General features: G+C 38.2%; 10 protein-coding genes. 2 read left to right on the top strand and 8 right to left on the bottom strand.

The window, feature by feature from the left end; all coding sequences use genetic code 11:
• Positions 1 to 71 precede the first annotated feature (71 nt).
• On the top strand, positions 72 to 1,016 hold the full coding sequence (locus ACH63V_RS05475) for a tRNA dihydrouridine synthase (protein ID WP_396462944.1): 945 nt from the start codon (positions 72 to 74) through the stop codon (positions 1,014 to 1,016).
• A gap of 76 nt (positions 1,017 to 1,092) precedes the next feature.
• On the opposite strand, the gene ACH63V_RS05480 is transcribed toward ACH63V_RS05475, so the two are convergent.
• From ACH63V_RS05480 to ACH63V_RS05510, 7 genes are all read right to left on the bottom strand, one after another.
• The gene (locus tag ACH63V_RS05480) at positions 1,093 to 2,046 is read right to left on the bottom strand and encodes a DUF6160 family protein (protein ID WP_396462945.1); all 954 of its coding nucleotides are present in this window, start codon (positions 2,044 to 2,046) and stop codon (positions 1,093 to 1,095) included.
• 160 nt (positions 2,047 to 2,206) lie between these two features.
• On the bottom strand, positions 2,207 to 4,618 hold the full coding sequence (locus tag ACH63V_RS05485) for a DUF6160 family protein (protein WP_396462946.1): 2,412 nt from the start codon (positions 4,616 to 4,618) through the stop codon (positions 2,207 to 2,209).
• 32 nt (positions 4,619 to 4,650) lie between these two features.
• The gene (locus tag ACH63V_RS05490; RefSeq protein ID WP_396462947.1) at positions 4,651 to 5,376 is read right to left on the bottom strand and encodes a DUF6160 family protein; all 726 of its coding nucleotides are present in this window, start codon (positions 5,374 to 5,376) and stop codon (positions 4,651 to 4,653) included.
• A 15-nt stretch (positions 5,377 to 5,391) separates the two neighbouring features.
• Positions 5,392 to 7,434 carry a hypothetical protein gene (locus ACH63V_RS05495; protein ID WP_396462948.1) on the bottom strand — a complete coding sequence of 681 codons (2,043 nt, stop codon included), beginning with the start codon at positions 7,432 to 7,434 and terminating at the stop codon, positions 5,392 to 5,394.
• 231 nt (positions 7,435 to 7,665) lie between these two features.
• Complete coding sequence (locus ACH63V_RS05500; RefSeq protein ID WP_396462949.1) at positions 7,666 to 9,141, bottom strand: hypothetical protein; 1,476 nt, start codon at positions 9,139 to 9,141, stop codon at positions 7,666 to 7,668.
• Between the two features lie 310 nt (positions 9,142 to 9,451).
• Entirely contained in the window at positions 9,452 to 10,021 is a 570-nt protein-coding gene (gene dcd / locus ACH63V_RS05505) for a dCTP deaminase (RefSeq protein ID WP_002120290.1), read from the bottom strand.
• 115 nt (positions 10,022 to 10,136) lie between these two features.
• Entirely contained in the window at positions 10,137 to 10,730 is a 594-nt protein-coding gene (locus ACH63V_RS05510) for a LysE family transporter (protein WP_263613035.1), read from the bottom strand.
• 355 nt (positions 10,731 to 11,085) lie between these two features.
• Between ACH63V_RS05510 and ACH63V_RS05515 the strand changes: the two genes are divergently transcribed.
• On the top strand, positions 11,086 to 11,652 hold the full coding sequence (locus ACH63V_RS05515) for a DUF2062 domain-containing protein (RefSeq protein WP_343570221.1): 567 nt from the start codon (positions 11,086 to 11,088) through the stop codon (positions 11,650 to 11,652).
• Between the two features lie 30 nt (positions 11,653 to 11,682).
• Here ACH63V_RS05515 and ACH63V_RS05520 read toward each other — a convergent pair whose 3' ends face one another.
• Positions 11,683 to 12,555 carry a 5'-methylthioadenosine/S-adenosylhomocysteine nucleosidase gene (locus ACH63V_RS05520; protein WP_396462950.1) on the bottom strand — a complete coding sequence of 291 codons (873 nt, stop codon included), beginning with the start codon at positions 12,553 to 12,555 and terminating at the stop codon, positions 11,683 to 11,685.
• Between the last annotated feature and the right edge of the window lie 93 nt (positions 12,556 to 12,648).

Here is a 12,648-nt window from a genome sequence, read left to right on the forward strand (position 1 = left end):
TCAGCACTACTAGACAGCGTTATACATATCCCGTATAACGCTGTTTTTGTTTTAATCAGGTGGCACAGACTGTGAAACTCATACTCGCTCCAATGGAAGGTTTAACTGACCCGATCATGCGGGATACGCTCACATCTGTTGGTCATTTCGACTGGTGTGTAACCGAGTTTATTCGAGTTACAGACAGCATTTTACCCGACCATATTTATTATAATTTTTGTCCTGAGTTAAAGAACGACGGTAAAACAGCTGCGGGAACGCCTGTGCATGTTCAGTTCTTAGGGAACAATCCAGATATGCTGGCAGCAAATGCTGCAAAAGTGGTTGAACTAGGTGCTCCTGCAATCGACCTTAATTTTGGTTGCCCTGCAAAAACAGTAAATAGACATCGCGGTGGTTCCGTACTTCTCGATGAACCAGACGTGGTACATATGCTCATTAAAGCAGTCCGCGATGCGGTACCTGCGCATATTCCTGTTTCAGCAAAAATGCGTTTAGGTTATCTCGATGAAAACCACACCATGGAAAATGCTCATGCGGTCGAAGATGCTGGCGCAAGCTGGCTAACAGTACATGCGCGAACGAAAGCAGATGGCTATACGCCACCAGCTTATTGGGAAAAAATTCTACCGATTAAAGAAGCTTTAAAAATTAATGTCATTGCTAACGGCGAAATCTGGACCAATGCCGATGCAAAGGCCTGCCAACAGCAATCTGGTTGTGAAGATTTAATGATTGGTCGCGGTGCGGTAACAACGCCCGATTTAACCCAATGCATTCGTAATAATATGGATGAGGCATTATTTAGTTGGGAACAACTCGTTGACTTACAAATCCGTTTTTTAAATGGTCAAGCTAAAACAGAAATTGGTATGGTTGGTCGTTATAAGCAATGGCTGGGTATGATGACCAAAGCCTACCCTCAAGCCAAAGAACTGTGGGACCAAGTTAAACGCATTAAAGCTTTAGATGAAATTGTTCAAAAGTTAGAACAAACCAGTTCATCACATAGCTAGTTACTTAAAATTTATAAAAGAGGGTGGCTGTTTATACAACCACCCTCTTCTTTTATTTCAGGTTCAGTGATTATTTTTAAAAACCGCTTACTTTCATTTTAAAGTCGGTTACCGAAGCACCCGTAACTCCAAAACTCCCCATAGACCCATTAGGTAAATTATTAAACGTTGTTGGACTTTGTAGCCCTGCATTTCCTAAAGTTACATTATTAAGCGACGCATCAAATTTACTAGATGCCCCCGTATTGCCAAAAGTAAGCCCTGTTGGGTCAACTCCAGCATAAAACCCATCAAGAACAAATCCTGTAGATGAGTTTGTTCCCACAAATTTAAACCCAAAGTTAGCACCAGTATTATCAGATACTAAAGTAATTGGACAACCAGATGCAGCAGAACAAATCGATTGAATGGCTCCACCAAATTTGACCATGACAGACTGGGCAGCATGACCCAATTGAATGTTTAAACGAGGTTTATTGGTCTGTACAAAGTTAATGTCCAAATTTCCAGTAGAGCGAATCAGTTCTTTCACGCCTGTATTTACTGTTGTTCCCGAACTAAAAATTGATTTTGGTGCATAACTAGTCACCGCATAATCAGCAGGGCTAGAGACTGAAGTGTTAGGCGCTAAATAAACCGAAAATGGTGTAAGCCGAATACCATTGACGTCACTTCCCATTGTGACAGCCAAGTTCACAAAAGGCTTACCCGCACCTGCATCGGTATCTATAGCAATATTGAAAGAAGGATTGGTCGATACAGCCGCTTTAATAAATTCTATACTTGGAACAGGATTAGTAGAGTTCCCCGCAATGACGAGACCTGCTTTACTATTGTAAGAGGTAGAGGCAATACCATTGGTATCAATCAAGGCGACTTGATTAAATTTAACTTTATCGGCCTGAATGCCTAGCGTTAAACCATTTTGACCCGTCATTGCTGAAAGACTTTGATCATCTAATGGTTGCATCGCAAAAACACTTGAACTACTGGCAAATAATAACCAGCAGACTATATTTTTATTTTTCATGTTGCTCTAATCCTTAAGAGACAAACGTTTATTATTTGTTCAGATTATCAGAATAATAGATGAGTACAAAATAATTATCCCTATAACCCGACGAATGCAAATCCAATCACATTCAAAATAAATTTTTTATCAAAAGTGGCAATATCGCCACTTTTCTTTATTAGTTAAAAGCACCATTTCTCGGCACAATACTGAAGCTACTATTTAAACGTCCACCAGTAATTGCAAGTTCACCTAAACGTGCGCCTGCCCCTGTTGAAGGTGGATAGAAATTAATATCTTTAACTCGTAAGGCACCATCAATATTCTTATCAGGGTTAAAGTACACTGCGGTATTTACACCAACCTTACCTAATCCACTCGCGCTGTCTTTTCCAACAACTAATGCCGTGTTAAACGCAAGCTTACCAGTCATATTCTCAAAACCAATTGCAGAGCCATCAATCGGATCACTAATTTGGACTGAGTTTCCAGTTGCTGTAGCAGGCATTGTAAAATCACCCAAAACAGTGAGCGCACTACCATCAGCAATTGAACTATTAGGTACAATCGATAAATTTAAATCACCGCCTAAGCGTAGTTTAAGACCAAATAAAACATCATTATTTCTGGCAAAGTTATCAATTGGTGAAGTACAAGATCCTGTTGCCGGACAAGTTTTATATTTAGCGCCCGGTAAATAACCCGCTGCAATTTCAGTTGATAAGGCCAGTAACATATCTTTTAAACCGATATTTAAACTGCCATTTTCTAAACCGATAGTGCCATTACCTTTGAGGAACATATCGATATTACGTAAACCCATGTAATAGTCGGTAGGATTACCCGCATTATTGGCATTTGGAGAACCATCAATTAATAGAATTGAAGTTGTTTTTGTACCGCCTGCATCGCGTCCTGTTGTACCAACAGCAACACCAAATCCTAAACGAGAAGTCGTTCCTGAGGTACCTATAGCATTCTGAACGGGTCTACCATTAGCATCTTTTGTATAGTAAAAAGCGCTATTCGCAGGTGCATCTACCCCATAAACTGCAGCATTGGCATTTAAATTATAAAAAGGTAAAGCCAAGCCCCACTGGTTACTTAAGCCATTATCTGCAAATTGATTAGCAGCAGCGACATTCGCACTTGTAGTAAAACGACCTCGTCTTGAAAATGCTTGAAACTCCGCTCCACGCATCGCAAGAATTAAACTAAATGGGTTAGTCACCGTATCACGGTGAATATTATGTTGATAATCGGCAGCGGTTGTTAAAGTACCAGATCCTAAACGAATACTATTTAATGTCGCATTATTTGGCATTAATAAGGTTTTTGTATCGGCAAGATTTAAATAAATATTTCCACTATCAAAATAACCACGCGTCGCCGAATTCAACCCAGTTAAATTACCAAACTCGAAACCATAAGCGTTCAGCCCTGCCCCACCAATTTCTAAAGTCGTAGCTTTGCCATCGACCCCTAGCATTGAATCATTATCTTTAGTGAATTCACCTTTCATACGAAAGGCAATTCCAGTATTACCCAAAATACTATTACTTGAGCTTGTGCCCGAAGCAGTATTTGCAGTACCTAGGGTTGTCGTATCTGAAGAGCCATCCATACCACGGACTTGTAAATAGCTATTTACCATACGTCCGCTTGCACCAAGTCGGATTAAACCTTTTGAATTTTGCGGTGTATTGGTCGCATCCAGCCCATAAGGATTGGTTTTATCTACATTGGAACTGAGCATTACTTCAATGTTTAGACCCGAATTAGTCACTTTACCATTGCTATCAACATAAGTACCTGCAGTTAAACCAGAAGCTGAATCAGCGACACGATTAAAATCGACATAGCCATAAGTACTATTTGGGGTTTGCCCAACCGCAGCTACATTTGAGCCAGTATTCGTTTGTAAAACTATGCCACGGATAGGGTCAATAAACATGACTCCTTTACCCACAAAATTAAAGTTAAAATTCTTTAAAATTAGTTGATTGAGCTGACTACGTGCGTCTAACTGCCCCAAATAAATATTTGCGTTATTTATACCCAGCGTCATATTGGACTGACTATTGGGGCTAAATAAACCATCTTGAGTAGTCAGTGCTAAATTTAAAGGAGAAGTTGTTTGTATTGCCATCTGCCCCATCGTTGGTGAACAGGTAGCAGAGCTATTACACACTTTAACGCTATTTACCGTAATAAGGGATGGGCTACTTTGCATAGAAAAATCAATGCCAGCTTTACCTGTAGTTGTATTACTTCCCACATCTAAACGATAGTTCGTTCCTAAAGCTTGTGTAGAAGCATTACTTTTTTGTATTTTTACGCCGCTCGCTTGAGCTCTTAAAACCTGATCAGCACTTGTTGGCGTGCCTGCATGGTCGTCCCAGTAAGCATTATCAATATTGATTTCATTAAACGTAGTTTGAATCGAGATCCCATCTTGACCATTGACCGCACTCAAATCGGCATCGGTTAAAGCTTCTAAAGCAAAAACTTGTCCACTCACTAACAACATGCTAGCTGTTAATGTATTTAAAATAAACTTTGAGCCGTGACTTTCTTTATTTTTGTTCATCACTTCAGTTCCTTTGAAATCTACATTAACCGTTAACAACGGGGATGGCTACCATCACAGCTAAACACCATGACTTTTCCTTGAATAGCCAAGTTGCCGTTCATCATTAAACCCATAAAACCTGTTTCACGTCCATAGTCATAGGCTGAAGGTGTCGCTGTAGCCACTTGCTGAGTTGCACTGTTTGCTGTCGCCGCATACGTTGGTTTTTTGAAATATGCATAATCATACATATTCGTACTTGAGCCTTGGGTCGTTGTTGAACTTGTAAAGTTATCTTGCTCAATGGATAAAGCATTAAAACCAAAGTTACGAATTAAAATCGGTTGTGCTGCACTAAAACTAAGTTGAATAGCAGGTTTTATAATTTCGGTATTAGATTTATCAAGATACTTCAAATCAGCACCATCCAAACCCATTTTTTGAATGTTTAAAGTTCCTTGTACACCTTTAAACACCAACCAAAGCTTATTACCGCTATCACTATTTTCAGCCCAACCACTTGGCTTAGTTGCATCTGCTTGCACAAAACGTTTATTAATCGCTAAACCAATATGACAGAACTCTACGTTTTCACAAACGCCGCCACTGCCATTATCAAATATGCTGTTACTGGTTTGGTTTAAATTGAGCATTAAGGACAAGTCAGCACCTGCTTGGCCATTAATCGCCTGTAAAGCGTCGTTGTCCAAAGTTTGTAATTCTGCATGAGTAACAGTTGCACAAAGAGTAAGGAGTAAAGCAGTTATTTTTTTCATCGCATTATTCTCCTCTTATAGACCCTTTGTGGTGAGTTTTAAATGTTGGATTAAAACACCATCAATGACTGCTGAACCCATATTATTACTAATTGAAGAGCTAATTTGTGCTCCTGATAATTTATAAGTGTTCACATCTGCATTTGGTGTAGTCGTATACCAACGTCCATTATTGTAAAGTGCATCAGGTAAAGGTGTACCATTTGGTACTACAAACTGAGCCCCATTCCCTACATCTGTGGTGGTGTAACCTGTTGTGTTGGTTGTCGGATTATAATAAGAGGTACTATCAATATTCGCCCAGTTTGCTCCTTGAGAGTCAAATCTTAAGCCTGAGCCCGCATTTCCCGTCCAACCTGATGCTGTACGGTATTGCCATGTATCATAACAAGTTCCTAAGTTTAAAAATCCACAATTATAGCTGCCTCCACGTCGTTCCTGATTTTGTAATTGATAGAAATTTTTAACTTGTGTTACCGCAGCAACCGTTCCTGTTGGTAATTTCCCAAATGAAATACCAACTGCATCTTGAGTATTGTTCCCTTTAAAGGCTTCTAATGTATTATTTGTCGAGTTATAAACAGTTGAACCGATTGAGATACTACTATGCGTTGCACTAGAACCTTGATAAGTTTTACCTCCTAAGGTTACATTGGTACCGCATTGATAAACATTACAGGTAGAACCAAGATAAGTACTATCTGTTCCAGTGTAGTCAGTATAGATTTTCTTATAAATTTCTGGCTTATTCGGAATACGTGCAAGCTCTAAACTAAAGTTTTTCCCATCCGAGCTTAAAACGAGTGGTTGATATAAAGAACCTAACACAAGATTAATATTTGGATTATAAAGATATAAACCTTCGTTTGCATCGAAGGTTGGTGCAAGCCCACCATTAATAGCAGGAGTAATGAGATTACCTTGCCCAGTACCAGATTCACGAGTACTCAACCGCAGTACATTATCCATTGCACTATCTGTTGGAGCAGTCCATGATCCAGTTGAAGTAACAGTAGTAGTCTGGCTGCGAATACGATATAACCAATCTGAACTTGGTGAACTATTGCTAGGTGCACCAGTATATTGAGTACTATAACGATTTACCCATGGCCCTACTGTCGTTGTTGGAGTATTTGAAGTAATTGTTGCTCTCAAATTAGAGGCATCACCACTATTTAAACGCACAACACCTGCGAAGCCTAGAGTATTATTATAAAATGGACTCAATCCATTTGCGGATGTCGCGCCTCCCAAAGTTTGGAAGAGCTGTAGACGACTACCATTTAAACTAAAATTATTCCAAATACCTTGTAAACGTAACCGATTCGCGCGACTTGCATCAGTACTTGTACCAATCAAACCATTTGAGTCGCCATAATTAAACTGATCTGTCGCACCATTAATTTTATTTGGATTGCGAACAAAGATATCTGACCATAAACCTAATTTAAGTTTATATGCATCTAGCCCTGCCGTATCTCTTGTCCCTACCTCGTATAAAGGTGCTTCTAAGGCTAAATATGTTACTTGGCAAGAAGGATCGCTCGCGCCACTACATGTAGCAGCACTAAAATTAGGTACAAGGTTCTGAGTAGCTACTTTGAGTATCCATGGATTAACAGCAGTACCCCAACTCGAAATCGCGGCCGCAGTATCAGTAGATGCAAGACGACTATTAGTATCGTTATCAGATTTAGAAAGCGCTAAACCATAAAGAAAAATATCAGCTTTACCTACTGCACGGTCACCAGAATCAATCGTACCATTTTTATTGGTATCTGCTGCTGTCATACTTAACGGCCCAACAGGTACATAATTGATATAACCAGTATCTTTAGTACGATCAGTTAAGATCTGACTTGAGGTTTCGTTAGCCCCTGCACCACGAAATACCATATAGGCATTCTGTGGCAAGATAGCAATACCTTCACCTGTAGTTTCACTTAAGCCCGCATCAGAAAGTTCTTCGAGTGCGAAACTAGCTTGGCTTATACAAAGCCCGATTAAACTTGCTAAAACGGTTTTTTGAAACCTTACCGTATAATTAAGTGTAGTCATCTTGACCTTCCTGTTTTATACGATGCCGCGCACCATATTTATTTTTCTTTAACAATCCTTGATGCCAGGTGAATATATCCTTTTCACCTTAGACAAAGAGGCAAATCTAAAAGATATTGCCAACCTTTCCACATTTCTATTATGCGGAATATTTGCACAAATGCAAAAAAAAGCATGTAAAAAATTACTTTTCCGATGAATGTAAAGCAGCCTAGCCCGCCGTCTCTGAATTTAACAAAAAGTTAAACCTGAACCATGACAGTTTGGCTTAAAGTTTTGATTTGTTAACTGCAAATTGCTTAAATTTAAAGTAAGTGGACTATTTTTCAAATCAATCGTTCCAATATTTACATCTAAATCGCCCACATTTAATAATCCAAATAAATCAGAAGTTTGTGCTGGGTGGTCTTGTAAATATGCAGAAACAGCAGTTGAAATTTGCGGGAATAGGGGTGAAATATCAATCGCATCTTGTGGAATGATGTTACCGACATTAACTGGGTTTGCAAAAGACATCCACCAACCCTTTTGGGCTACGTCATCTGCTTTTGCTCCAGGCCATTGCAGCATTTGATTTTGTAGTGCGAGATACATTGGTGAATTAATTGGCAAATTATGAATAAGCCCTAGTGACTGAGTTAAATTTAAATTGGCAGTAATATTTGCAATTGTACCATTCATATATACATTAGGAAATTTGGAACCTTTACCCGCTACAGCACAAGCTAAAATAGAGCAATCTGTTACTGTTGCTTCAACTTTACCGCCTTGAGTATAAATACCTGTCGGTTCAGGATAAGCAGGATCATGCGGACCTGCTGCATTATATTGCACTGTCCCATCGACAGGATAAGAACTACTATGACCTACATAAATATTTGGGACTTTCACTGGAGCGGATAAAACTTTTGAGGTAACCCGATTACCATTAACTTGAATGGGCGCGATTTCAAAATAGTTATTTTGAATGCCAGGAATATTAAATCCACCATTTGAAGTAATAAAACTAACTTCTGCAAATCCACCTAAACCCAAAGCTTGTAACCGACCTGTAACTGCATTAGCACCATATAAATTGTCGCGCGTAGCAGAAGTTGTCGCATAACCTTTAATTAAACCACTACTATCAGACTGAACCTTCATATAACCGGAAATAGAATTGATCCCATTCGGAGTCGTTGTATTTTCAGTACCTGCCGTTAATAAACCAATAAATTTTTCAGCACTCAACCTTAAACCGACTACTTCACGTGTCGAGGCTGAAGTTGGATTCTTAATAGCAAACTCAATGAATGGATTCGTTAGTACGGCAGAAGATGAGGCACGATCTTCATTAGACATGGGTAAGGGGTTCCCATTGGTATCAAAATTTTGTCCACTTAAACTTAGGTTATCAATATCGATATCACAACCGCCAGCTCCATTTACCCCACCGCAGCCCAACTGTAGTTTACGGATATTAGTATTGATTTCTAACTCAGCTTCCATTCCTAATTTATAAAAACCAATATTACTGCTGTTATCGCGTAGTTTTTCTAAATTTGCAGAGTCCGTAGGCGCAATATAAGACATACTCATCAAGGCTTGGCCACGAGTAGCTGACAATTCAGCATCTGACATTGGAACTAAAGTAGAACCAGCATAAGCTGAAGAAAAGTATAAGCTTCCAAGCGCTATAGCTATATGAAGAGACGTAAACTGTCGCATGACCGACCTCCGTATCCTTGGGGGCATAATCTAATTTAATTTCTTTTTATTTGGCTTCCCTTTCTTTAATCTAATCTTAAATTGAATAAACAAAGAAATGCCGATATCTGATTTTTATGATTTAAGTCCTTTTAAATTGTGTGATACAACTCAAAGAAACAAATCAATTATTGATCATTTTATATCATTTTTTACAAAAGAAAACGTTCATTTATAAATATTCCGATGAATACCACTTTCTTTATTTTTCAACAAAAATGGGCCACTCAAAGCGACCCATTTTTTAGAATTTAATCTAATTTAAAACAACTTAGGTTTTAGGAAGCGTAACGCCAGTTTGTCCCTGGTATTTACCACCACGGTCTTTATAAGACGTTTCACAAACTTCATCGCTTTCAAAGAAAAGCATTTGTGCTACACCTTCACCTGCATAAATACGTGCAGGTAAGTTCGTAGTATTTGAAAACTCTAAAGTAACGTGACCTTCCCATTCTGGTTCTAAAGGAGTCACATTTACAATAATACCGCAGCGCGCATAAGTTGATTTACCCAAACATACAGTTAAAACATTACGTGGAATACGGAAATATTCAATGGTACGCGCTAGAGCAAATGAGTTTGGCGGAATAATACAAACGTCAGATTCAATGTCGATAAAACTTTTATCATCAAAATTTTTCGGATCAACAATTGCAGAATGTACGTTAGTGAAAACTTTAAATTCGCGGGCACAGCGTACGTCATAACCATAGCTAGAGACCCCGTAGGAAATCAATTTTTCGCCATTCTTATCAAAACGGACTTGATTCTCTGCATAAGGTTCAATCATGCCGTGTTTTTCGCTCATTTCGCGAATCCAACGATCAGACTTAATAGCCATGTATTTTCTATCCAAAAGGTAATTTCATTGATTGCGACGTACTTTAACGTAAAAAAGCAATTATGAAAACAATGCTTGAGCTACTCTTCTCGATAAGAATAGCTCAGCAAGACTTTTAAAGGTTTAATAACGCAGAATAGCTAATCGGAATTGAGAAACTAACTAAAACTAGTGAGGCTGTTTTTTGTAAATTCGATTGATTTAACCAACGTACTTTATTGCCTGCCAAAATTGAACCCAAGAAAATCCAGAACAACGCAATTGGTGTAATCAACGCTAAATAAGCCAGCATATGAATGAGATAAATATGAAAATCAGTCCATGCTGCAACAGGGAAAATAGCTGAAGCAAACAGTAATGCTTTAGGGTTAAGTAAAGTTGCACAGAACAACTCACGCGGGCGAATCGTTGGCTGATCTAACTCAAGTTGCTGATTGGCTGTGTGCCATAACTTAATTGCTAAAAAAATAATGTAACAAGCGCTTAGCAATTTAAGCATAGGAGGTAAGAAAGGAAGCGTTGCAGAAACTTTCCCGATTAACATCCCCCAAGCTGAAATAGAAATTACATATCCAAGAACTTCTGCCGGAATTAATTTCGCAGACTTCTTAAGACCTACTTGCACTCCTGACGATGCGAGTAAAGTATTGGTTGGGCCTGGGGTAAGTAAAATTGTGGCAACTAAGCCAATAAATAGCCATGAAATCATTGAATGACCTCACAATGTAGTCATCTCAGATTAATAGATATCTTTTGGGAAGGCAAAATCTAATTGTAAGACAATTTTTTAAAATATTAATCAGTAAAATTAAAAAATAACAAATAAACAAATAGATACGTAATTTTTAAAAAAATTAAGCTAAAAAACTTTAGAGTCAGTTGTCGCGCTTTGCGTGCCAAATTGTATTAAGTAATATAAGTATTTTTATTTTAAATCTATTTTTAGGTCGAAAAGATCTATAATGAATTATTACAGCAGTAAGTTTAATTTTTAAGCTTTTAATAAGTTTCAATTAATATATTGTTTTTTTGTGTTTATATGAGTCACCAGACTCTACTATCCTATGATTATGGCAAAGCAATTTTTTCAGTCTTGGCTTCCTTCTCCAGAGAAAGTTTCAAATATGAAATTTTTAAGGATTTTTGGGAAAAAAACCCTTAATCCAGTGCTTTGGTATGTCAACCGTAAATCGATTACAAGAGCGGTTTTTGTAGGAACGTTTTTTGGTTTACTGCCTATTCCCTTTCATAGTGTTTTTATTGTGATGGCGGTATTGCTGTTTGAAGTAAATTTACCTATTAGCCTAATGCTCGCTTGGCTCAGCAACCCACTCACATTAGTTCCCATTTTATATACTGGTTTCTGGTTTGGTTCGCACATTTATCATGTACATATGATCAATAAAAAGATGCTTTTAGGCGTACTTCATCAGATTTCTAGGTGGATTACCCATTTTGGTCATGGGCATATAGATTTTAGTCTCGCTAAAATTTTAATGTCTGGGCTTATAGTTGAAGCATTTGTATTTGCAATCATACTGTATATAGTGACCGAAGTTTTCTGGCGCTGGATGGTCATTCGGAATTGGAAAAGTAGAGCTGGTTATAAAAAACAAGAAGATGCCCTATAAGAACCCATCTTCTTGCCTATAGTTAAACTATTATTTTGATAGTTTAGATTTCATATATTCTTCAGCAACATTAAGCACATACTCTTGGCAAGCCTCTCCAGTACCTGGGTCATACGCTCCATTATTGGTAATATTATTAGATAAAATTCGAATTCCTAAAAAAGGAACATTAAACTGACTTGCGATTTGTGCAACCGATGCTGCTTCCATTTCCTCAACAGAGGTACCATAACGTTGATGGAAAAATTGAATACGATCAAGCTCATTATTCCAAACATCTGCCGATCCAATCGTCCCTTCGACTACTTCACCTTTGTCATAACGAACTTTATGTGCCGCCATTAATAATTCTTTATCGCCTTCAAATTTGCGAATTGCAATAGGTTCTGGGTCTGATTCATCTGTTGGCAATACATCAAATGCTTCAACCCAAGTGAGTGAATTTGATCCAGCTCCTAATGGTTGTTTAGGCGTTCTAAACGCACCAATATTGGTCGCATATTTTCCTAGAACAATATCGTAAACGTGTAGATCTGGGTCGTGACCGCCTGCAGTCCCCTGATTAATAATCGCAATCGGTTTATAACGTTCAATGGCTAGAGCTGTTGCCGCGGCAGAGTTACTCATACCCATCCGTGTTTTAGAAATAATCATTGGATAGCCATTGTGAGTTCCTTTCCAGAAAGTCCACCCTCCTATTGTTTCAACAGTCACATTCTGTAATTTAGATGCCATCTGTTTTGACTCTACAGGTAAGGCGCCTTGAATAATAATCGGTTGTAATTTCTGTTTTTGCTCTTCAACTGTCGTTGTTTGGGACACTGTTGAATGGTCGTCGTTACATCCAACCAAAAATAAAGTGCTACATAAACTGATAACGCCAAAAGTATATTTAAATTGCATTTCTCACCTATTTCTTTTTAAAAGCGTAAAGTAGCAATCTACATGCCAATTTCAAGTTCAGCTTTGTTATTTAGATTCAGTGATTTAAATTTT

The organism is Acinetobacter sp. ABJ-A23_2, assembly GCF_044538765.1.
Lineage (GTDB): Bacteria > Pseudomonadota > Gammaproteobacteria > Pseudomonadales > Moraxellaceae > Acinetobacter > Acinetobacter nosocomialis_A.